Source organism: Streptomyces typhae, from assembly GCF_009755605.1.
Taxonomy (GTDB): domain Bacteria; phylum Actinomycetota; class Actinomycetes; order Streptomycetales; family Streptomycetaceae; genus Streptomyces; species Streptomyces typhae.
Genome location: NZ_WPNZ01000009.1, coordinates 129,410 through 151,302, shown reverse-complemented (window position 1 = coordinate 151,302; position 21,893 = coordinate 129,410). Strand labels below are relative to the sequence as shown.

Sequence of the window (21,893 nt, the reverse complement as noted above, 5' to 3'; positions counted from 1 at the left end):
ATCCTGCACTTCTTTCCGGTCACGCCGTGCGACCGCGTTCCGGCAAAATGCCGTTTCCTCCTACATGGACCCTCCCCGCGAGCGATATCCACGGCCCGGCCCGTAGGGTGAAAGCCGTCGGACGAGCCGGTGGACGAGCCGGTCGACGACCGGACGGGTGAACATCGGAGCATCGATGGCAGAGGCGTACGAGCGGAGCGCGGACCGGGCCGGGGACGGCGCCGGGGACGGCGCTGGGGACAGGGCGCACGCCGTCCGGTCGAACCTGCGCCACCAGTGGGAGAAGGACCGCGCCCGCGCACCCCGCGACGAGCGCGCCGAGACGGGGGCCACCGAGCGCGACACCGGCCTGGAGACCGAGGACCTCGTCTTCCACGCCTCGTACCGCGAGACCAAGGCGGACAAGGACCTCGCCGCGGCCTTCGGCGTCGACGAGGGCACCGCGCTCGTGGAACGCTCGTACCGGACCCGGTACGCCGCAGAGACCGCGCCCCTCACCCTCGTGACCTCGTATCTCGTACGTGACGTCGTCGCCGTGAACCCGGACCTCCTCGACGACGCGAACGAGCCGTGGCCGGGCGGAACCCAGAACCAGCTGCACACCCTCGGCATCGAGATCGACCGCTTCGAGGAGCACGTCACCGCCCGCCCGCCGACCCCCGCGGAGGCGGCGGAACTGGGGCTCCCGCCCCGCATGCCGGTCCTGGCCCTGCGCAAGCTCGCGTACGACACCGACGACCGCGTCGTCGAGGTGTCCGACATCAAGCTGCCCGGCGACCGCATGGAGCTGGTGTTCACCACCCGCCTGAACCGGTGGTGACCGCGTGAGCGCACCGCGCGGACGCATCGTCGTCGTCACCGCCGTGCACGGCCCGTCCGCCTGTTTCCTGCCGGACGCGTACGCGTCGCTCCGCGAGCAGCAGCTCCCCGAGGGGTGGGAGTGGCACTGGCTGATCCGGGAGGACGGCGCGGGCGACGAGGTCGCGCCCCTGGTGCCGGACGACGCGCGGGTGACCTTTCAGCAGGGGCGGGCGGGCGGCCCCGGCATGGCCCGCACCATGGCGCTCGCCCACGCCGACGGCGCGTACGTGAAGGTCCTCGACGCCGACGACCAGCTCACCCCGGGCGCCCTCGCCCGCGACCTGGCGGCGCTCGAAGCGGACAGCACGCTCGGCTGGGCGACCTCGCGCGCCCTCGACCTGCTGCCCGACGGGACCACGGCCGGTTTCCCCGGCGACCCCGCGCACGGCCCGATCGAGCGCGGCACCGTCCTGCCGCGGTGGAAGGCGAACGGCTACCGCGCTCCGGTGCACCCCGCGACGCTCTTCGTCCGCCGCGATCTCCTCGTCGGCCTCGGCGGCTGGATGGCGCTGCCCGCGTCGGAGGACACCGGTCTGCTGCTCGCCCTGGACGCGGTGGCCCGCGGCTGGTTCACCTCCGCGGCCGGGTTGCTCTACCGCAAGTGGGAGGGCCAGGTCACGGGCCGCCCCGCGCACACCGACGCCGTGGAGCGCGACGCGAGGACGGCGGTCGTGGAGGCGCGGGCGCGGGCGCTCTCGCGGTTCGGGTGGCGCTGGCCGGCGTCCGCCGCCGGGGCTGTGGAGGCCACCGCCGGGGCCGGGGACACCGCTGCCGGGGCCGGGCACACCGGCGCCGCCGACTGACCCGTCCTCCCGGACCTCACACAAGCACGTCCGCGTCCACGCGCGAGAAGATCAGGTCGCTCTCCTCGCGCACGGGCCCGCGCCACCGCACCGGCCCGCTCCCGGGGTGCCGCACCGCCGCCGGATAGCTGCCCGGCGTGTAGTCGTTGACCAGGCGGTAGGGGTGGAATCCGTGCGCGCGCATGGTCGTGAGGAGTTCGTCGACCGAGTCGCCGAGCTGCGCCATCCGGTCGGGGGTGACCTCCACGGCGATCTCGGCGTCGGGGCGAAGACGGTCGAGGACCGGGGCGAGTCCGCGTACGACGCTTCCCTCCGCGCCCTCGACGTCCACCTTGATCACTCTGGCGCGGGCGATCTCGTCCGGCTCCAGGAGCTCGGGCAGGGGCCGCGCCTGTGTCTCGAAGCGGGACGCCACCGGGCCGTCCCACGGGACGACGCTGTTCGCGCCCATGTTGTGCGCGCTGGCGAGGACGAAGGTGAGCTTCTTGGGGGTGTCGGAGACGGCGGCGTTCACCGCCCTGATGTTGGCGCAGTCGTTCAGGTCGCGGTGGAGCAGCACGCGCCGGTGGAACTCCGGCGAGGCCTCGACGGCGACCACGCGGCCCTCGGGGCCGACGAGCCCGGACCCGAGGACGCTCAGGTAGCCGATGTTCGCGCCGACGTCCACGAACACGTCGCCCGGCCGCAGCCGCCCCTGGAGCCAGCGCGTCATGTGCGGTTCCCAGACGCCGAACAGATAGATGTAGCGCTGGATGAGGTCCTGGGTGTCGACGGCGAACCGGGCCCCGAAGAGCGACTCGACCACCCGGCGGCGCGGGTGGTCCCGCAACCGGGGGTTGAGGAGACGGGTGGCGAGCACGGCCTTGCCGAAGGTGCCCGGGGCGTCACGCACGTACCGGCGGCCGAGCGTGACCAGGCCCTCCCCGAGACCCGACCCGATACCCGACCGGAGACCCGACCCGAGATCCGACACCGCGCTCCTCATCCACACTCGCCTTCCCGCCCCGTCACCCGTCACAGTCACCCGCCACTCGTAGCCGGTAGCCGGTAGCCGGTAGCCCATCACCCGCCCCGCGCGCCGTCCCTGTCGAACGGCAGGTCCAGCATACGAATCGCGTTTCCGCGCAGCAGCTTGTAGGCCACGTCCGCGGGCAGGTGCCCCACGTGGTCGGCCGCCACCTCCTTGGTGTGCGGCCAGGTGGAGTCGACGTGGGGGTAGTCGGTCTCGAAGGTCGCGTTGTCGACGCCCACGGTCTCGATCGCCTCGATGCCGTGCTTGTCACGGAAGAAGCAGCAGAAGATCTGCCGGTAGTAGTACGTCGACGGCGGCTCCGGGATCAGGTCCTTGACCCCGCCCCACGCGCGGTGCTCCTCCCAGACGTCGTCGGCGCGCTCCAGGGCGTACGGGATCCAGCCCATCTGCCCCTCGCTGTAGGCGAGCTTGAGCCGGGGGAACTTCACGAGCACCCCGGAGAAGAGGAAGTCCATCATTGAGGCCATGGCGTTGTTGAACGACAGCGAGGCCTGCACGGCGGGGGGCGCGTCCGGGGACGCGGCCGGCATCTGGGAGGACGAGCCGATGTGCATGTTCACGACGGTGCCGGTCTCCTCGCAGGCGGCGAAGAACGGGTCCCAGTGGCCCGAGTGGATCGAGGGCAGCCCGAGATGGGTCGGGATCTCGCTGAAGGTGACGGCACGGACGCCGCGGGCGGCGTTCCGCTCGATCTCCTCGACCGCCAGGTCCACGTCCCACAGCGGGATGAGACACAGCGGGACGAGACGGCCGCCGCTGTCCCCGCACCACTCCTCCACCATCCAGTCGTTGTACGCGCGCACGCAGGCGAGCGCCACTTCCTTGTCCTTGGCCTCGGCGAAGGTCTGTCCGCAGAACCGCGGGAAGGTGGGGAAGCAGAGCGAGGCCTCGACATGGTTCATGTCCATGTCCGCGAGCCGGGCCCCGGGGTCCCAGCAGCCGCGCCGCATCTGCTCGCGGGTGATGCCGTCGAGGGTCATCTCGTCCCGCGAGAAGCCGACGGCGGCGATGATGCGCTTGTACGGGAAGATCTCGTCCTCGTACCGCCACCAGTCCGTCACCTGCCCCTCGGGGTCGGTGGTGAAGCGGTACTTGCCACCGATGTACGCGAGTTCGCCGATCCCCGCGGTGAAGGGCTTGGGCCCCCGGTCGCGGTACTTGGCCGGGAGCCACGTATCGAAGAGGTGCGCGGGCTCGATGACGTGGTCGTCCACGCTGATGACCTTGGGGATGTCCCTGGTGCCACTCTCCATGCCGCTCACACCGAACCCCTCACCGCCTGCCGGCCGCACCGCCGCGCACCCGGCGAACCCAATCTGACGAACCATCAGATCGAGGCTATGGGGCGGTGGCCCCGACGGCAAGGCTGTGGCCGCACCCCGACGACAAGCGGCACCCGGCGGGCACCCCGGAGCGTCGGACCTTCCTCCAGCCCTCCCGCACCTGCCACGTCATTACCTACAGAGAGTTGTAAATGCCAGGCAAACACCCTTACCTTGACGCATATGCAGTCCTATACGATCGGGCAGGCGGCGCGGCTCCTCGGCGTGAGTCCGGATACCGCGCGCCGTTGGGCCGATGCCGGCCGTGTCGCCACACACCGTGACGAGAGCGGGCGTCGTCTCATCCGCGGGCGGGACCTGGCCGCCTTCTCCGTCGAGGTCGCCCAGAGCGGGCCCGGCGAGGAGGACGCCTCGTACACCTCCGCCCGCAACGCGTTCCCGGGCATCGTCACCGCCGTCAAGCTCGGCGACGTGGCCGCGCAGGTCGAGATCCAGGCGGGACCCCACCGCCTCGTCTCGCTGCTCACCCGGGAGGCCGTGGAGGAGCTCGGCCTGGAGGTCGGCATGCGGGCCACCGCCCGTGTGAAGTCGACCAGCGTCCACATCGACCGTTCGTGACCAGGAGTTCCGCCATGCCGCAGACGTTCACCCGCCGCCGCCTCGCCGCCGCACTCGTCACCGCCGCCGTCCTCGTACCCCTCGCCGCCTGCGGCAGCGACGACGACAGCGACAGCGGTGACAGCGGCAGCAAGAAGGGCGGGGGGAAGAAGGTCTCACTGACCGTGCTCGCCGCCGCGTCGCTCACCGACGTCTTCAGGACCGCGGGCGCCGCCTACGAGAAGGACCACCCGGGCACCAAGGTGAACTTCTCCTTCGAGGGGTCCCAGGAGCTCGCCGCGAAGGTCCGCCAGGGCGCCCCCGCCGACGCCCTCGTCACCGCCGACACCAAGACCATGGACGGCCTCAAGGACGACACCGGCACACCCGCCGTCATCGCCAGGAACCGTCTCGTCATCGCCACCGGCAAGGGCAACCCGGAGAACGTCAGGACGCTGAAGGATCTCGGCAAGAGCGGTCTGAAGGTCGTCCTCGCCGCCCCCGAGGTGCCCGTCGGCCGCTACAGCGAGCAGATCCTCGACGCCCAGAAGGTCGATGTCGAGCCGGTCTCGCAGGAGCCCAACGTGCGGGCCGTGCTCAGCAAGGTCGAGCTCGGCGAGGCGGACGCCGGCATCGTCTACAAGACCGACGTCACCGCCGCCGACGGCAAGGCGGAGGGCATCGACATCCCGGACGCCCAGAACGCCGTCGCCTCCTACCCGGCCGCCACCCTCAAGACGTCCGAGCACTCCGAGGCCGCCGACGGCTTCGTGAAGTGGCTGAGCAGCCCCGCCGCGCAGAAGATCCTCCGGGACGCGGGCTTCCAGAAGCCGTAGCAAACGGAAGGTACAGCCAGCGATGCGACGCCTGCGTTCCCGGGGGACCGGGAGGACCCGCGCCCCGGTGGCGCTGGCCCTGCCCGCTCTGCTCGCGGTCGCGTTCCTGCTGACGCCCCTCGTCGGCATCCTCTCCCGCACCGAGTGGGGCGACCTCGGCACCCATCTGACGAGCCCCGGCGTCACCGAGGCCCTGAAGCTGTCGCTGTACGTGTCCTTCTGGGCGCTCGGCCTGTCCCTGGTCCTCGGTGTGCCACTGGCCTGGATCCTCGCCCGTGTCGACTTCCCCGGCAAGGTCCTCGTACGGTCCCTCGTCCTGCTGCCCATGGTGCTTCCGCCCACGGTCGGCGGTGTCGCGCTGCTGCTCGGCTTCGGGCGGCGCGGGCTGCTCGGGCCGTGGCTGGAGGACACCTTCGGGATCGTCCTGCCGTTCCACACCTCCGGCGCCGTCCTCGCCGCGACCTTCGTCGCCATGCCGTTCCTGGTGATCAGCCTGGAGGGCACCCTCGCCGGGATGCGGCCCTCGTACGAGGAGACCGCCGCCTCCCTCGGAGCGTCCCCGGTACGGGTGTTCCTCACCGTCACCCTGCCGATGGCCGCCCCCGGGCTCGCCGCCGGGGCCGCCCTCACCTGGGCGCGGGCCCTCGGCGAGTTCGGGGCCACCATCACCTTCGCGGGCAATCTGCCGGGCACCACCCAGACGCTGCCGCTCCAGGTCTATCTGCTCCTCCAGGACCAGCCCGAGGCCGCGACCTCCGTGTCCCTGCTGCTCCTGGTCATCGCCATGGCCGTCCTCGTCGCGCTGCGCGGGCGCTGGACCGGGGGGACCCGCGAGCGGACGGGGCGCGCCCCCGGCGGGACGCAGGCGGACCCGGGCCCCGAACCGGCCGCCGCCCCCGTGGCCGCCGCCCCCGAAGCACCCCCACCCGGCTCCCCCGCCCCCGGCACCCCCACCCCGCGCTGGCCCCTGCACGCCGACGTCAGCGGCTTCAACCAGCTCACCCTCGACGCCGAACCCGGCACCACCATCGCCGTCGTCGGACCCAACGGCGCGGGCAAGACCACCCTGCTGCGGGCCCTGCTCGGCCTCACCCCCCGCGCGCACGCCACGCTGCGCCTCGGTCCCACGGACGTCACCGCGCTGCCCCCGCACCAGCGGGGCGTCGCCTGGGTGCCGCAGGACGGCGCGCTCTTCCCGCACCTCAGCGCCCTGTCCAACACCGCCTACGGGCTGCGCGTCCAGGGCGTGCCGCGCGCCGCCGCCCGCCGCACCGCGCAGGCCTGGCTCGACCGGCTCGGCGTCGGCCACCTCGCGCACCGCAGGCCGGGCCGGCTCTCCGGCGGCCAGGCCCAGCGCGTCGCCCTGGCACGCGCGCTGGCGCCGAGCCCCCGGCTGCTGCTCCTCGACGAACCCCTCGCCGCCCTCGACCAGACCACCCGAGCCCATGTCCGCCACACCCTGCGCAGCCACCTGTCGGGCTTCGGCGGGGTCTGCCTGATCGTCACCCACGACCCCGTCGAGGCCGTGTCCCTCGCCGACCGCGTGCTCGTACTCGAAGACGGGCGCACCCTCCAGGACGCGCCGCCCGCCGAGGTCACCCGCCATCCCCGGTCCCCCTGGGTGGCCCGCATGCTGGGCCGCAACGCCCTGCCGGGCACCGCGACCGCCGACGGCACCCTGCGCCTCACCGACGGCGGGCACCTGGTCGTCGCCGAACCGCTCGACGCGGGCACGCGGGCGCTCGCGATCATCGCCCCCGAGGCCGTGTCGCTGCACCGGGCCCGTCCCGGGGGCAGCCCCCGCAACGTCTGGCCGGGCACGGTCCGCGAGATCACCGCCGTCGGCAGCCGGCTGCGCGTCCTGGTCGTCCTCGACGACGCCCCGGATCTCGTCGCGGAGATCACCCCCCAGGCCGCCGCCGAACTCGCCCTCGCCGACGGCACACCCGTCTACGTCGGCATCAAGGCCACCGAGGTCACACTCGTCACCACCTGAGCCGCGCCCCCAGGCACAGCCGGCTCGAGCGGCCCCCGCTCACTTCAGGAAGTCCGAGCACACGTGCGTCCCCGCCCCGCCCTCCCGCGGGCGCACCGTGACCCGGACGTCGTCGGTGTCCGTCGTGCCGGTGCGGTCCGCCATGGCGCGCGCCCGCGCGATGCTGCACACGAGCTGGCCCGTCAGGTTCCGGTCCCCCACCGACGAGTCGTCGAGTTCGAGCTGCGGTACGCGGACCGTGACCGCGCCCTCGGCGTCGACGTCCGCCTCGTACCCGGTCTCGTAACCCTCGTCGCCGACCAGCGAGGTGAGCCCGGAGGCACGCTCCGCCGCCGTCGGGCCGTTGCCGAGGAGCTTGATGACGCCTGCGGGGTCGGTGACCGCCGCCGCGGGGATGCCGGGGCGCGCGACGGCTTCCAGGCGGCCCGCCTGGGACACGAAGTACAGGCGGAGGCCCTTGGTCAGGCCACTCGCCGCCTCACCCCCGTCCAGGACACCGGTGGGGCGCACCCCGCAGCCGGTGACCAGCACGACGGCGGCGAGCGTGGCGAGCGCGGCCGGGACCGCTCTGCCGATCCCCTTCACCGGCTCTCCTCCCGGACCTGCCGCCACGGCAGCCGCAGCGTGAACACCGCGCCGCCGCCCGGCCTGTCGGCCGCCTCGATGGTGCCGCCGTGCAGACGGGCGTTCTCCAGGGCGATGGCGGTGCCGAGTCCGCTGCCCTCCGAGCGGGTGCGGGCGGTGTCCGCCTTGTAGAAGCGGTCGAAGACGTGGGCGAGGATCTCGGGCGGCAGGCCGGGGCCGCGGTCGGCGACCTCGATCGTCAGCCAGTCGCCCGCCGGGTCGGTGGTCAGGGCCAGCGTCACAGGTGCGGCACCGTGGCGCAGCGCGTTCCCGACGAGGTTGGCGACGATCACGTCGACGCGGCGACGGTCGACCATCGCCCTTACACCAGCGGGCAGTTCGGTGCGCACGTGGCCCGTCAGGGCGCGCAGGGAGAGGGTGGTGCGGACGGCTTCGGCGAGGTCGGTGGCGGTGAGGTGGAGCCGGGCCGCGCCCGAGTCGAAGCGGGACATCTCCATCAGGTCGTCCACGAGCCGGGCCAGCCGGGCCGTCTCGGCGCTGACCGTGCGGGCGGCGTGGGCGGTGTCCGGGGGCAGCGCGTCCGCGTCCTCGTCGAGGACGGTGGCGACCATCGTCATCGCGGTGAGCGGGGTGCGCAGTTCGTGCGAGACGTCGGCGACGAAGCGCTTCGCGCGGGCGTCCTGCTCCCGCAGCTCGGCGACGGACGCCTCCAGGGCCGCCGCCGTCTCGTTGAAGTCCCTTGCCAGGGCGGCCAGTTCGTCGCGTCCCCGCACCCTGACCCGGGTACCGAGGTCGCCTGCCGCGTGCCGCCGCGTCGCCCGCCCCAGCTCGCGTACGGGACGCAGCACCGTACCCGCGGCGAGGAGCGCGAGGACGGCGGCGAGCAGCACCACGGGCACGATGCCGTCGCGGACCGCGTCGAGCAACCCCGCCGTGTCCTCGCTCTCGGCGCGCATCGAGGTGACGGCGTAGACGTCGAGGCCGGACGGGGCCGCGCCGTCGAAGGTGACGGGCGTGCCGATCGCCAGGTAGGGCCTGCCGTGCCGCTCCACCCGCTGGAAGCTCATGCGGTTGCGGGTGCGGACCGCCGCGCGCAGCTCCGGGGTGATCCGCGAGCGGTCCGCGGACGCGTCGGAGGTCGCCGTGCGCGAGCGGTAGGTGGCGACGACGAAGGTGTCCTCGCCGCCGAGCCCGTCCGCGACGCCGCCCGCCAAACGGGTGAGGGCGACTTCGTCGGCGGGCACGTCGAAGTCCGCCGCGGCCTGCTCCACACGGTTCTTGAAGTCGGTGCGCACCGCGTCCTGCTTGCGCTGGAGCACGGCGGTACGGGACTCGCGGTAGGCGAGCGCCGTCGCTGTGACCGCGCTGACCAGAGCGACGAGGACGAAGGCGAGGACGAGTCGCACGCGCAGGCCACCGAGCCCGCGCAGGCGTGTCCGGTACCTCATCGCACCGGCCCGAAGCGGTAGCCGAAGCCCCGTACCGTCTGGATGTAGCGCGGTCGCGCCGGCACGTCCTCGATCTTGGCGCGGAGCCTGCCGACGGCCGCGTCCACGAGCCGGGAGTCACCGAGGAAACCGTGCTCCCACACGGACTGCAGGAGCTGCTCGCGGCTGAAGACATGGGCCGGGGACGCGGACAGTTCGAGCAGCAGGCGCAGTTCGGTGGGGGGCAGGGCGATCGGGACGCCCCGCTTGCCGACGGTGAGGCCCGCCCGGTCGATGACCAGGCCCGCGTGGTCCTCACCCCGGGCGGAGCGCACCGGTTCGGCCCGCCGCAGCGCCGCCCGGATCCTGGCCTCGAGGACGGGCGCGGTCACCGGCTTGACCACGTAGTCGTCGGCGCCCGCCTCCAGGCCCCGCACGATGTCGCTGTCGTCGCCGCGCGCGGTCAGCATGATCACCGGCAGGGTCGATCCGGTGGCGCGCAGCCTGCGGCAGACCTCGAAGCCGTCGATGCCGGGCAGCATCAGGTCGAGCACGGCGAGTTCGACGCCCGCGCCCGCGGGTCCTTCGAGCAGCGCGAGGGCGTGTTCCCCGGTGGCGGCCGTGTCGACGTCGTAGCCGTGCCGGCGCAGCACCAGTTCCATGCCGTCGCGTACGGACACATCGTCCTCGATCAGCAGCACATGGGCCATGCCGCCGATTATGCGCGAGGGTTTGCCCTGTTCAGAGGCGGTGCGGCGAGATATCGGTGCTACCTCGCGGATTGTTACGTCCTCATCATGCGGCCATGGAACGCCCACCATGTGGGGGGCCGACGGTGGGGGCCATGAGCAACCACACCACCCCTCGCGGGGCCTTTCGGAGCCGCGGCACCGCCCGGTTCCGGCTCGCGGCGGCCGTCGCCGTTCCCCTGCTCGCGTTCTCCGTCGCGTGCGGCGGCGGGGACGACGCCGCTTCCGACGGATCGGACGGGTCCGGCAAGGGCGGCGATGTCGCGTCCGTACCCGAGGAGCCGACCGCGAAGGACGCGAAGGACAAGGGCGGCAAGGGCGGCAAGGGCGGCGACAATTCGTCGGACCCCGCCGTGGGCAAGAGCGCCTTCTACGACGCGCAACTGACGTACGTGCGCTGCATGCGGAGCAAGGCGGGCGTACCGGACTTCCCCGATCCGCTCCTGAGCGGCTATCTGGACTGGCCGAAGATCGACGAGGTCGTCGACCCGAAGGGCGGCGGCGAGGAGTACAAGGGAGGCAAGGGCGGCGTCTGTTTCCCCGAGATGGAGAAGGCCCTGAACCTGGAGCCGAAGCGCGACCAGCAGAAGGACTACGAGTCCATGCTCGCGCACGCCAAGTGCATGCGGGACAAGGGCGTCTCCAAGTTCACCAACCCCACGATGTCCGGCGGCAGGGTCATGCCCGGCGGCGACCCGAGCCCCGGCGACCCGGCGCTCGACCCGTCGTCGCCCGCCTACAAGCAGGCCCGTGAGGCGTGCCGGAGCAAGCTGCTCGAAGGCCTGGACGGGATGCAGTAGATGGGACGCCGTACTGGTTTCCTCGTCGGCGGTGCCGTGGCTGCGGCCGTGGCGATCGGCGCCTGCGCGCTCGCCTACGACGCGTACGGCGGGGGCGGCGGGGGTGCGCGGGGCGGCCGCGGTGCCCTGCCACCCGCCACCGCCACCGTCGTCAGGACCGACCTCGAACAGTCCAAGACCGTCGACGGGAAGATCGACTTCGCGCGGCGGCGCCCGGTGAAGTCGGCGGTGCCCGGCACGGTGACGGTCGCGGCGCGCGAGGGCGCCACGGTCACCCGCGGCCAGGCCCTCTACGAACTGGACGACAAGCCGGTCACGCTGCTCTACGGTCCGGTGCCCGCCTTCCGCGAGATGAAGGCGGGCTCCCGCGGCAGCGACGTCCTGGAGCTGGAACGCAATCTCGTCGCGCTCGGCTTCGGCGGCGGCCTGTACGTCGACCCGCGCTTCGACCGGGCCACGGAGGCCGCGGTGAAGCGCTGGCAGAAGTCCCTCAACCGGACGCCGACCGGCAGGGTCGGCAAGGGGCACGTCGTCTTCCAGCCCGCGCAGGTCGCCGTCGTCCGCGCGGACGCGGCGCTCGCCGACCAGGTGGGCCCGGACACGGCCGTCCTCACGGTCGCCTCGACACGGCCCGTCGTCCGCGCCGAACTCGACCAGACCGACGCGTCGTTGACGGCGAAGGGCACCAAGGTCGAGGTCACCCTGGCCGGGGGCAGGACCGAACCGGGCCGGGTGACGGGGACGGCGCGCCCCGAGGATACGGCGGACGCGGCGGGAGCGGCGCGGGACGGCATCACCGTCGAGGTGGCCCTGGACGGCGGGGCCGCCGCGCTGTCCGGCGCGGACACCGAGGCGACCGCGAGCGTGCGGTTCGTCAGCGAGAGCCGCGAGGGCGTCCTCGCGGTGCCGGTGGAGGCGATCGTCGCGCTGCGCGGCACGGACGGCGGCTACGGCCTTCAGATCGTCGAGGGCGAGCGGTCCCGGATGGTACGGGTGCGGACGGGGATGACGGCCGACGGCCGCATCGAGGTGAGCGGTCCGCAGGTCAGGGCGGGGGCGAAGGTCGGGGTGGCGAAGGAATGAGGCCTCCTGCACCCGCTTCGGTCCCGGAGCCGACTCCGGGACCGGACCCGACCCCGACCCTGGCTTCGGACCCGACCCCGCCCCCGGTCGTCGAGCTGCGGGACGTCATCAAGTCGTACGCCGGGGACGTGCACGCCCTGCGCGGGGTGAGCCTCACCGTGCGTGCCGGGGAGCTCCTCGCGATCGTCGGGCCCTCGGGGTCGGGCAAGTCCACGGTGCTCAACGTCATCGGCACGCTCGACGCGCCCACGGCGGGCACGGTCCGCGTGGCCGGGTACGACGTGAGCCGCATGTCGGACGCGCAGCTCTCCGCGCTGCGGGCACGCCACATCGGCTTCGTGTTCCAGCACTTCCATCTGGCGGCGGGCCGCGACGCCCTCGACAACGTCGCCGACGGCCTCCTGTACGGGGGCGTCCCCCGCAAGGAGCGCAGGGACCGCGCCCGCGCCGCCCTGGAGCGCGTCCGCCTCGGCCACCGGGTCGGCCACCGGCCCGCCGAGCTGTCCGGCGGCGAGAAGCAGCGCGTCGCCATCGCCCGCGCGCTGGTCGGCGAGCCGGACCTGGTCCTCGCCGACGAGCCGACCGGGGCCCTGGACACCGCGTCGGGCGAGGTCGTCATGGACCTCCTGCGCGAGCTGAACGCGGCGGGCACCACGGTCTGCGTGATCACCCACGACCACGAGATCGCGGGTTCGCTGCCGCGCCGGGTGCGGTTCCGGGACGGCGTGATCGCGGCGGATTCCCGTACGCGGGAAGGGAAGCCGGTATGAGGGCGGCCACGAGATCCACCCGCTCCCGGCTCAGGCCCGCCCGGCTCGCGCCCCGCGACGTCCTCGGTCTCGGCGCGGTCGGGCTGCGTGCCCGCCGGGCCCGGGTCGTCCTGTCCGCGCTCGGGATCGCCATCGGGATCGCGACGATGGTGGCGGTGGTGGGCCTGTCCCAGTCCAGCAAGGCGGACCTGATGGCCAGGCTCGACCGCCTCGGCACCAACCTCCTGACCGTGGAGGCGGGTGAGGACCCGCTGGGTGGGGGGCTGAAGCTGCCGAAGTCGGCGGTCGCGATGGTCGAGCGCATCGGCCCCGTGCAGCACGCGACGGCGACGGGCAGCGTGGACGCGCGGATCCGGCGCAGCGACGTGGTGCCGCAGGAGCGGACGGCGGGCGTCACCGCGCAGGCGGCCCGCACGGACCTGCTCGCGGCGCTGAACGCCCGGGTGGCCGAGGGGACCTGGCTGGACGGGGCGGGCGAGCGGCTGCCCGTCACGGTCCTCGGCTCGGTCGCGGCGCGGCGGCTCGGCGTCACCGAGCCGGGCGAGAAGATCATGATGGACGACCGGTACGTGGTCGTGATCGGCGTCCTCGCGCCCGTGGAGCTGGTGCCGACCCTGGACCGGGTGGCGCTGATCGGCTTCCCCGCGGCCCAGAAGTACTTCCGCTTCGACGGCCGTCCGTCGATGGTCTTCGAGCGGTCCCCGGACGCCGCGGTCGAGGACGTGCGCGCGGTGCTCGCCCGCACGGTGAGCCCCGGTGCCGAGGGCTCCGTGAAGGTGTCACGTCCCTCGGACGCGCTCGCGGCGAAGGCGGCGACGGACAAGGGCCTGACCACCCTGATGCTCGGGCTCGGCGCGGTGGCGCTGCTGGTCGGCGGCGTCGGCGTGGCCAACACCATGGTCGTCTCGGTCCTGGAGCGCCGCCAGGAGATCGGCCTCCGCCGTGCCATCGGCGCCACCAGGAACGCGGTCCGCCTCCAGTTCCTCACGGAGTCGCTGCTGTTGTCGGCGCTCGGCGGTGCGACGGGTGCCGCACTGGGCGCGGCGGCGACGTTCGGCTTCGCCCTCGTGCAGGGCTGGACCGCCGTGGTCCCGCCCTGGTCCGTGGCGGCGGGCTTCGGGGCGACGCTGCTCATCGGCGTCCTCGCGGGCCTCTACCCGGCGGCGCGGGCCGCGCGGCTGCACCCGACCGTGGCCCTGAACGCCACGTGACCGGGGCGGGTTCGGCCCTGCCGGGTGTGGCTCACGTCACGCCCGTTCCGCGATCACTTCCGGCGGCCCCGGCGGTCTTCAGTACGTCGAGGCCGCCGGGGCCGAGGCCGTGAAGAAGGGGAGGGTGCCGAGATGTCCGCTGCCGCTACCGAGGGTTCCGCCGTGAAAGCCGCCGTGCAGGGACCCGCTGTGAAGGGACCCGCCAGCTACTTTCCTTCGATCGAGAAGAAGTACGGGCGTCCCGTCGAGGAGTGGGTGGCGCTCATCCGGGAGTCGGAGCTGAGCAGGCACATGGAGCTGGTGGCGTGGCTCAAGTCCGAGCACGGCCTGGGGCACGGGCACGCGAACGCCCTGGTCGCCCACACGCTGGCAGGTGGGTCCAAGGCCGCAGGTCAGTAGCCCGGGGCGGTGCCCGGAGCCGGGGGGCGCCGGGCGCTCCGGGACGCGAGGGCCGCGGCGCCGGCGAGGACTCCGGCGGTGAGCGCCAGGGTCAGAGCCGCCGGGTTGACGTACTCGGGCACGCCCACCGCGTACGTCGTGCCGTCCGCGGTGTGACAGCCGAACCGCAGCGGAACGTACGTAGCGCTGTAGCTCTCGACGGCCGTCACGTCGACCGGGCCCTCCGCCGCGCGACACGCGGGCGCCCACTCCGTGTCGTCGTACCGCAGGAGGTGGAAGGCCCCCCAGGCGTACACGGCGAGGGCGCCCGCCGCGGCCAGGGAGGCGGCGGCGCGCGGCCCGACGGCCCAGGGGGTGGCCGCGGTGGCGTCCCGCCGGGCACGGACGAGGCCGACGAGAGTGGTGCAGGCGTACGCGACGAGGCCGATGCCCACCACGGACGCGACGAGGACGATGCCCAGCAGCGAGACGACGTTGTGGCCGTACGGCTCCGTGGACGTGCTCCCCACCTGCTGAACTCCCCCGGCATCGCTCCCCTGGGCGCCCTTGCGGCGCTCACGGAACCTATCAGGGTCCGGCATGTCGTGATTTAGACGCGTGCGCGGGGCGTGACGCCGGCGGGCGCGGAGCCGGAGACGGCGGGCGCGGGTCTGGCAGATGCCGGGCGCGGAGCCGGAGACGGTCGGCACGGGTCCGGCAGATGCCGGGCGCGGAGCCGGAGACGGTCGGCACGGGTCCGGCAGATGGCGGGCGCGGGTCCGGCAGATGGCGGGCTCGGCGGGCCCGGAGCGCGAAGGCGGCGGGCGCGGTGGGCGCCTGCGCGACCGCACAACCGCTTCGGCGACGTCCTGCGCCTGCGCGGCCGCTCCCCTGCGGCCGCGCAGGCGGGGTGCGGGGATCGCTGACCATGTCCTCAGCCGTGCCGCACCGGGAGGGCTCCGGTGTGACGACGCGCGCTGTCGCCACCGGAAACCTGGACCACGGGTCGTTCCACAGTCAACGATGCCCTGGAAGTGCCGAGTTGCGCCAAGGGCCGAGTGGCCCTCGTCCGGGGCCGCTCGGCCCCTGCGTTTCCCTGTCCGCCGGGCCGTTCGGCCCCTGGCAGCGGGCAAGCCCTTTCCGTCACTCTCGGAGGGGGGCGACGCAGACCGCCGGACTCGTCCGGGCAGACCGACGGGTGGGCGCCGACCAAGGGGTGGACATGGACAGTACCGCCGCAGCATCCGATTCCGACCCTGACGCGGCTGCGGCTTCCGGCCCGCCGACCGACCCGGGCTCCGCGCGGGGGCCCGTCCGCGTGTTCCTGCTCGACGACCACGAGGTGGTCAGGCGCGGCCTGCGCGACCTCCTCGGCGGTGAACCCGGCATCGAGGTGGTGGGCGAGGCCGCCACCGGGGAGCAGGCACTGGCCCGGGGGCCCGCGCTGCGGCCCGACGTCGCCGTGCTCGACGTCCGGCTCCCGGACGGCAACGGCATCACCGTGTGCCGGGAACTGCGTTCGCTGATGCCGGGCCTCGCCTGTCTGATGCTCACGTCGTTCGACGACGAGGACGCCCTCCTCGACGCCATCATGGCCGGGGCTGCGGGCTATGTGCTGAAGCAGATCAACGGCTCCGACCTGGTCACGGCGGTACGTACGGTCGCCTCCGGGCAGTCGCTGCTCGACCCGGCGACGACGGCGCGGCTGATGCGGTCGCTGCGTGGGCCCGAGGAGGACGCGCCCGCCGAGGACGCGCGTCTCTCCGTCCTGAACGAGCGCGAGCGTGCCATCCTCGCGCTCGTCGGGGAGGGGCTCACCAACCGCCAGATCGGCGGCAAGCTGTATCTGTCCGAGAAGACGGTGAAGAACCACATCTCCCGGATGCTGGCCAAGCTGGGCGTGGAGCGCCGCGTCCAGGCCGCCGTTCTCGCCGCCCAGGTCTCCCTCGCGGACCCGCCGGCACCGCCCCCGCGCACCGCTCCACCGGCGCCGGGACCGGGCGCGCTCCCGCGCTCCGCCCCACCACCGCCGGGGCCCGGCGCGCCCCCGCGCTCCGCCCCTACGGACAGTTCCTTCCCCACCCCGACCCACTACAACGACCCGCGCCGGTCCTGACGGCCGCCGGTCCTGACGGCCGCCGCTCCTGACGGCCGCCGCTCCTGACGGCCATCGGTCTTACGGCCACCCCCGACCCGACCAGGCCCCGGCCCTCGCTCCCGCTCCCGCTCCCGCTCCCGCTCCCGCTCCCGCTCAAGCCACGGCCAACGGCACCCGCCACTCAAGCCGCGTCCCCCGGCTCTCCCCCGCCCGCACCGCGAGGGCCCCGCCGAGCCGCTCCGCTCGTTCGGCGAGGTTGCGCAGGCCCGCGCCCCGGTCGGCGCCGGGCGGTACGGAGGGTGTGTCGCCGCCCCCTGCGCCCCCGGCCTCCTCCCGCACGCGCTCGATGCCCACCCCGTCGTCCACCACGGCCAGTTCGAGCACGCCCTTGCGCATCACCAGGGACACCTCCGCTCGGCGTGCCCGCGCGTGCCGGGCGACGTTGGACAGGGCCTCGTTGAGGACGGCGACGACGTCGTCGGCGACGGCGCGGGGGACGTCCGTGTCGATCAGGCCCTCCATCCGGAGCGCGGGCGTGAAGCCGAGGACGGGCGCCGCGTCCTCCACGGCACGGACGGTGCGCACGCGGAGGCCGGCCGCCCCGCCGGGGGCCTCGTGGTCGCGCAGGCCGAAGATGGTGGATCGGATGATCTTGATGGTGGCGTCCAGGTCGTCGACGGCGCGGTGCAGCCGCTCGGCGGCACCGGGGTGCTCCACGAACCGCTGCACGCTCTGCAGCGTCATGCCGGTGGCGAAGAGCCGCTGGATCGCGAGGTCGTGCAGGTCGCGGGCGATGCGGTCGCGGTCCTCAAGCAGGCTCATCTGCTCCGCGTCGCGGCGCCGGTCGGCGAGTTCCAGGCCGAGGGCGGCCTGGCCCGCGAACCCCGTCAGGGGCGTGGTCTCGGCCTCGACGAAGCCGGGGCGCCCGGCGGCGCGGGCGAGCAGCAGCACACCGCGTACGTCGTCGCGGGTGCTCATCGGCACGGCGACGGCGGCCCCGAGCCCCTCCCAGCGGTCGGCCCTGAACGTGACGCGGGGGTCCTTGCGGACGTCGGCGGCCGTGACCAGGGCCTGGGCGTCGAGCGCGGCCCCCGCGAAGGTGCCCTGCCGGGGCAGCAGCGCGCCGCGGTGGATCTGCGCGCCGTGCCCGAGCGCGATCTCGGCACGGAACTCACCGCTGGGCTGGATCAGTTCGATCATGCCCAGCTCCGCGGAGGTGATCTCCCGGGCCCGGTCCGCCATCAGTTCGAGGACCTGGGTCTGCGGGGCGCCGGACAGGAGCGCGCTGGTGACCTCCGCGCTCGCCTGGAGCCAGCGTTCGCGCAGCCGCGCCTCTTCGTACAGGCGGGCGTTCTCGACCGCGACGCCGGCCGCGACGGCGAGCGTCAGCAGGACCGATTCGTCCTCGGCGTCGAACTCGGCACCCCCCTGCTTGCCGGTCAGGTAGAGGTTGCCGAAGACCTTGTCGCGTACGCGGACGGGGACGCCGAGGAAGCTGTGCATCGGCGGGTGATGCGGCGGGAAGCCGGAGGATGCCGGGTGGTCGGAGAGTTCGGCGAGGCGCAGCGGCTGCGGGTTGCGGATCAGCTCGCCGAGGAGGCCGTGCCCTGACGGCAGGTCGCCTATCTGTGCCCGCAGGTCGTCGCTGATGCCGACAGGCAGGAACTCGTCGAGCTTGCGGCCCTCGCCGATCACGCCGAGCGCGCCGTACTCGGCGTCGACCAGGGCGACAGCCGTCTCCACGATGCGCCGGAGCACCTGCGCCAGGTCCAGTTCGCGCCCCACGGAGAGCACCGCTTCGAGGAGGCTGTGCAGCCGGTCCCTGGTGCCGCGGACCGCGCTGATCCGCGCCGCCAGCTCCTCGAGCAGTTCGTCGAGTCGCAGCCGGGTCAACTGCCCGTGGTCCGCGCTCTGTTGCCCCATCGGATCCTCCGCCCGAGCAGACGTACCGCGCTCGCTCCGCCCTGCGCCCAGACGCTCACCGTAGCCGCTCCATGGCGCTGCGTGGAGGGTTCTTCCACCGACCGGGACCCGGCGCGGCGAGGCGGTGACACGTGGGAACCCCGGCCGCTTCCCTGCCGACCAACTGTCCACGCGCGAACGGGAGTTGCCGAGGAGCAAGGAGGGCCGGAAATGGACCGCAGAGGTGTGCTGAGGTCGGCTGCCGCCGTGGGGGCGGGCGGTGCGGCGGTCACGTGGGGCGCGGGGGCGGCGCAGGCGCGGCCGGGGTCGCGGGAGCGCGCGCCCGGACGGCCGCTGCGGGTGCACATCGTCGTCTTCGACGGCGTCGAGGAACTGGACTTCGCCGGCCCCCTGGAGGTCTTCGGCGCCGCGCGCACGGTGGGGCAGCAGGTCGAGACGCGGCTGGTCACCAGCGGCGCCCGCGGCGGCTGCACGGGCCGCTTCGGTACGCGGCTGACGGGCGTCGGCGCCTGGGACCCCGGGTCCGCCGACGTCGTCGTGGTGCCGGGCGGCGGCTTCGCGGACCGGGACGGCGCGGGCGTCTGGGCGGAGATCGCCCGGGGCCGGCTGACCCGGGCCCTGCGCGAGGCGGCCCGGCCCGGCCTCACGATGCTCGGCGTCTGTACGGGGGTGGTGGTGCTGCACGCGGCCGGTGTCGTCGGCGACCGGCCGTGCACCACGCACCACCGCGCGAAGGACCACCTCCGTGAACAGGGCGCCGACGTGCGCGACGCCCGCGTGGTCGACGACGGGAACCTCGTGTGCGCGGGCGGGGTCAGCTCCGGGATCGACGGCGCGCTGTGGCTCGTCGACCGGGCGCTCGGGCCGGAGCCGGCCGGCAAGGTGGAGGCGCTGATGGAGTTCGAGCGGCGGGGTACGGTGCTGCGGACCCGCGAGTGAGGTGGCCTCGCGCGGTGTCCCGCATATGACATAGGTCTACGCCCGTCGCCCGGCGCCGTCCGCGCGCCGGGCCCGGAATCCCTACGCCCGTCGACGGGCCCGTGGCTGACGCACCCGGTCCCTGCGTCCCGGGCGGATGGGGGCGGGCGGTACGCACGATGCGTACGCCTGTTTCATTCCGCCCAAGTTACCCCGTACATAGGGAAATTGTGATGTTCCGGTGCGTGCACGAGGGCCGCGCACCGGTCCGGAACGCTGCCATCCTGACGCCCCTCCACGGGAGAAGGCACGACGAAAGGTACGAGGAGAAGCACGAGAGAAGAGCACGGGGGAGAACGATGACAGCCATGCCCGACGAGCCGCGCCGGCCGTCACCCATCCACAAGGAACTGCTCGCCCGCGGCGCCCGCGTCGACCTGCGTCCGCGACCGGGCGAGCACGTCGACGCGGGCGACGGGGAGAACTGGGGCGACGAACGCGCCGTCGACGCCGCCTTCCTGGCGGAGCTGCTCACCCGGCCCACCTCGGGAGCCGGGGACGCCTCGGGAGCCGGGCCCACCACAGGAGCCGGGGCCGCCACAGGAGCCGGGGCCACTTCGCACCGTGCGGTGTGGCTCGCGGGCGCCCGCATCACCGGCGTCCTCGACCTGGAGGCCGCCCACCTCACCCGGCCGCTGCACCTGGAGGACTGCTGGTTCGAGGCACCCGAGCCGGTGGTCCTGAACGACGCCCGCGCCTTCACCGTCCAACTGCCCGGCTGCCATCTGCACGGCTTCCTGGCCAACTGCCTCCAGGCCCAGGGCGACGTCTGCCTCGGCCGGGGCTTCACGTCCGACGGCGAGGTGCAGGTGTGCGGGGCGCACATCCAGGGCGCGCTGGACTGCGACGGCGGGGTGTTCCGCAACGTGGGCGGCACCGCCGTCGACGCCAGCGGAGTGGTCGCCGACGGCGGTCTCTGGTTCGAGGGCGCCCGCGTGACCGGCCTGGTCGACCTGATCACCGCCCGCACCGGCGGCCAGCTCAACTGCACGAGTGGCGTCTTCGACAACAGCTCCTCGACGGACGAGCACCAGATCGCCCTCCGCGCGTACGGCATCGTCGTCGCGGACTCGGTGTTCCTGCGCGCGGACCCGGGGGACAAGGGCGGCAGGTTCGAGGCGCACGGCGAAGTCGTGCTGCGCAACGCGCAGATAGGCGGCGACCTCGACTGCACCGGCGGTGGCTTCCGGCACGCCGAGGGACGTGCCGTCGACGCGTACGGCATGGTGTGCACCGGGACCGTCCTGTGCCGCGACGGCTTCGCGGCGGACGGCGAGGTCATGCTGCACGGCGCCCGCATCGGCGGGAACCTCCAGTGCAACGGGGGCACCTTCAGGACCGGCCGGGCGGACCGGCTCGCGCTCGACGCGCAGCGCGTCGCCGTGGACGGCAACGTGAACCTGCGCGACAAGTTCGACGCGCGCGGCGGGGTCAGCCTGCTCAACGCCCGTGTGGGCGGGGACCTGAGCTGCAAGGACGGCCGGTTCCTGCGCTCGCCGCAGGGCAAGTACGCGCTGCGGCTGCTCGGCGCCGACGTCACCCGCCGGGTCCGCTTCCTGCCCACCGACCTCGACGGCACCGTCGACCTGCGGATGGCGAAGGTCGGGGGCTGGCAGGACACCCCGCGCAGCTGGGACCGGGCCGGGCGGCCCGGCCGTGCCGCCCACGTACGGCTCAACGGCTTCACGTACACGAGCATCCAGGGCATGACCACGGAGCGCAGGCTCGCCTGGCTGGCCCGTGACGACGACGGCTTCGCGCCGCAGCCCTATCGGCAGCTCGCCGACGTGCATCAGCGCGAAGGGGACGAGCGGGGGGCCCGTCAGGTACGGGTCGCCGCCCAGTTGCGGCGCAGGGAGCGGCCGCACGGCCTCCTCGACCGGGTCCAGTGGCCCTTCCGGATGGCCTGGACGGGCGTCCTGTGGGCCACCATGGGCTTCGGCTACTGGCCCTGGAGGATCCTGCTGCCCATCGGCGGGCTGTACTCCTTCGGCTGCTGGTGGTTCGCCCGCGCCGAGGCCCGCGGGCAGATCCTGCGCTCGCGTACGGTCGGCGGCGACCTCGACTTCCACTCCGCCCGGTACACCGCCGACCTGCTCATTCCCGGGGCCGGCCTCGGGGAGCGCTCCCGGTTCTACGCCGTCGGGGACGCGGCGACGTGTGCGTCCGTCTACACCCTTGCGGGGTGGGCGCTGGCCGCCATGCTGATCGCGGGGCTCACTGGGGTGTTCAAGCGGTTGTAGGGGCCCGCCCGGCTGCTCCCTCGCGGGGCGCCCCAGACCCGCCCCTTCTCCGTAACCAGGGGCGCAGCGGCGGGAATGTGAGCCCGTCCGGCGATTGAGGACGAGGCGCGGAGCGCCGATACGGGGTCCGGGGCGGCAGCCCCGGGCGGGCAGCTCGGCAAGGCCCGTCCAGGGCGCGAGATCGTCGTACACGCGTAGTTCCGCCGACGGTCGCATGGTGTCACCATGCGGAGTCCAGG

General features: G+C 73.8%; 19 protein-coding genes and 1 pseudogene. 13 read left to right on the top strand and 7 right to left on the bottom strand.

The features are described 5' to 3' along the window. Positions 1-175 precede the first annotated feature (175 nt). Both GPA10_RS17965 and GPA10_RS17960 read left to right on the top strand, forming a co-directional pair. Positions 176-820: a UTRA domain-containing protein gene (locus tag GPA10_RS17965; RefSeq protein ID WP_058852368.1), complete on the top strand. Its 645-nt coding sequence runs from the start codon at positions 176-178 to the stop codon at positions 818-820. A 4-nt stretch (positions 821-824) separates the two neighbouring features. Further along, positions 825-1,664: a glycosyltransferase family 2 protein gene (locus GPA10_RS17960; protein WP_343041036.1), complete on the top strand. Its 840-nt coding sequence runs from the start codon at positions 825-827 to the stop codon at positions 1,662-1,664. Between the two features lie 16 nt (positions 1,665-1,680). On the opposite strand, the gene GPA10_RS17955 is transcribed toward GPA10_RS17960, so the two are convergent. Both GPA10_RS17955 and GPA10_RS17950 read right to left on the bottom strand, forming a co-directional pair. Next, positions 1,681-2,556, bottom strand: coding sequence for an FkbM family methyltransferase (locus GPA10_RS17955; RefSeq protein ID WP_343041078.1), 876 nt, complete (start codon positions 2,554-2,556; stop codon positions 1,681-1,683). 170 nt (positions 2,557-2,726) lie between these two features. Next, positions 2,727-3,950, bottom strand: a complete 1,224-nt coding sequence (locus GPA10_RS17950; protein WP_157166531.1) for an amidohydrolase family protein — start codon at positions 3,948-3,950, stop codon at positions 2,727-2,729. Positions 3,951-4,202: 252 nt separating this feature from the next. Here GPA10_RS17950 and GPA10_RS17945 point away from each other — a divergent pair, with 252 nt between their 5' ends. Genes GPA10_RS17945 through GPA10_RS17935 form a run of 3 tightly spaced genes read left to right on the top strand, consistent with a single transcriptional unit; the run spans position 4,203 to position 7,409 of the window. Beyond that, a complete protein-coding gene (locus GPA10_RS17945; RefSeq protein WP_157166400.1) occupies positions 4,203-4,598 on the top strand; it encodes a TOBE domain-containing protein in 396 nt (131 codons plus the stop codon). Between the two features lie 14 nt (positions 4,599-4,612). Beyond that, complete coding sequence (modA, locus tag GPA10_RS17940; protein WP_157166399.1) at positions 4,613-5,413, top strand: molybdate ABC transporter substrate-binding protein; 801 nt, start codon at positions 4,613-4,615, stop codon at positions 5,411-5,413. A gap of 22 nt (positions 5,414-5,435) precedes the next feature. Further along, positions 5,436-7,409 (top strand): ABC transporter permease, encoded by a 1,974-nt coding sequence (locus tag GPA10_RS17935; RefSeq protein WP_157166398.1) that lies wholly within the window; start codon positions 5,436-5,438, stop codon positions 7,407-7,409. A gap of 39 nt (positions 7,410-7,448) precedes the next feature. On the opposite strand, the gene GPA10_RS17930 is transcribed toward GPA10_RS17935, so the two are convergent. The 3 genes from GPA10_RS17930 to GPA10_RS17920 are packed head-to-tail and all read right to left on the bottom strand — an operon-like array spanning position 7,449 to position 10,131. Continuing rightward, a complete protein-coding gene (locus tag GPA10_RS17930) occupies positions 7,449-7,994 on the bottom strand; it encodes a hypothetical protein (protein ID WP_058852373.1) in 546 nt (181 codons plus the stop codon). After that, positions 7,991-9,442, bottom strand: a complete 1,452-nt coding sequence (locus GPA10_RS17925; RefSeq protein WP_157166397.1) for a sensor histidine kinase — start codon at positions 9,440-9,442, stop codon at positions 7,991-7,993. The genes GPA10_RS17930 and GPA10_RS17925 overlap by 4 nt, the downstream gene beginning before the upstream one ends. After that, positions 9,439-10,131: a response regulator transcription factor gene (locus GPA10_RS17920; RefSeq protein ID WP_058852375.1), complete on the bottom strand. Its 693-nt coding sequence runs from the start codon at positions 10,129-10,131 to the stop codon at positions 9,439-9,441. Before GPA10_RS17920 ends, GPA10_RS17925 begins: the two co-directional genes overlap by 4 nt. A gap of 134 nt (positions 10,132-10,265) precedes the next feature. On the opposite strand from GPA10_RS17920, the gene GPA10_RS17915 reads away from it, so the two are divergent. The 5 genes from GPA10_RS17915 to GPA10_RS17895 all read left to right on the top strand — a co-directional run bounded on the left by GPA10_RS17915 (position 10,266) and on the right by GPA10_RS17895 (position 14,433). Continuing rightward, on the top strand, positions 10,266-10,970 hold the full coding sequence (locus GPA10_RS17915) for a hypothetical protein (protein ID WP_157166396.1): 705 nt from the start codon (positions 10,266-10,268) through the stop codon (positions 10,968-10,970). Continuing rightward, positions 10,971-12,053, top strand: coding sequence for a peptidoglycan-binding protein (locus GPA10_RS17910; protein ID WP_157166395.1), 1,083 nt, complete (start codon positions 10,971-10,973; stop codon positions 12,051-12,053). Beyond that, positions 12,050-12,823, top strand: a complete 774-nt coding sequence (locus GPA10_RS17905; RefSeq protein ID WP_157166394.1) for an ABC transporter ATP-binding protein — start codon at positions 12,050-12,052, stop codon at positions 12,821-12,823. The genes GPA10_RS17910 and GPA10_RS17905 overlap by 4 nt, the downstream gene beginning before the upstream one ends. Continuing rightward, the gene (locus GPA10_RS17900; RefSeq protein ID WP_157166393.1) at positions 12,820-14,034 is read left to right on the top strand and encodes an ABC transporter permease; all 1,215 of its coding nucleotides are present in this window, start codon (positions 12,820-12,822) and stop codon (positions 14,032-14,034) included. The genes GPA10_RS17905 and GPA10_RS17900 overlap by 4 nt, the downstream gene beginning before the upstream one ends. 132 nt (positions 14,035-14,166) lie before the next feature. Next, the gene (locus GPA10_RS17895) at positions 14,167-14,433 is read left to right on the top strand and encodes a DUF4287 domain-containing protein (protein ID WP_157166392.1); all 267 of its coding nucleotides are present in this window, start codon (positions 14,167-14,169) and stop codon (positions 14,431-14,433) included. On the opposite strand, the gene GPA10_RS17890 is transcribed toward GPA10_RS17895, so the two are convergent. Next, complete coding sequence (locus GPA10_RS17890; RefSeq protein ID WP_157166391.1) at positions 14,427-14,942, bottom strand: hypothetical protein; 516 nt, start codon at positions 14,940-14,942, stop codon at positions 14,427-14,429. The two genes, GPA10_RS17895 and GPA10_RS17890, sit on opposite strands and share 7 nt — an antisense overlap. 692 nt (positions 14,943-15,634) lie before the next feature. Here GPA10_RS17890 and GPA10_RS17885 point away from each other — a divergent pair. Further along, a pseudogene (locus GPA10_RS17885) lies at positions 15,635-16,360 on the top strand (response regulator); the annotation flags it as partial. Positions 16,361-16,663: 303 nt separating this feature from the next. Here the strand turns inward: GPA10_RS17885 and GPA10_RS17880 are convergent. Further along, positions 16,664-18,433: a sensor histidine kinase gene (locus GPA10_RS17880; protein WP_058852381.1), complete on the bottom strand. Its 1,770-nt coding sequence runs from the start codon at positions 18,431-18,433 to the stop codon at positions 16,664-16,666. Between the two features lie 210 nt (positions 18,434-18,643). Between GPA10_RS17880 and GPA10_RS17875 the strand changes: the two genes are divergently transcribed. Both GPA10_RS17875 and GPA10_RS17870 read left to right on the top strand, forming a co-directional pair. Then, entirely contained in the window at positions 18,644-19,372 is a 729-nt protein-coding gene (locus tag GPA10_RS17875) for a DJ-1/PfpI family protein (RefSeq protein WP_157166390.1), read from the top strand. 347 nt (positions 19,373-19,719) lie between these two features. Next, complete coding sequence (locus tag GPA10_RS17870; protein ID WP_157166389.1) at positions 19,720-21,654, top strand: hypothetical protein; 1,935 nt, start codon at positions 19,720-19,722, stop codon at positions 21,652-21,654. Positions 21,655-21,893 lie beyond the last annotated feature (239 nt).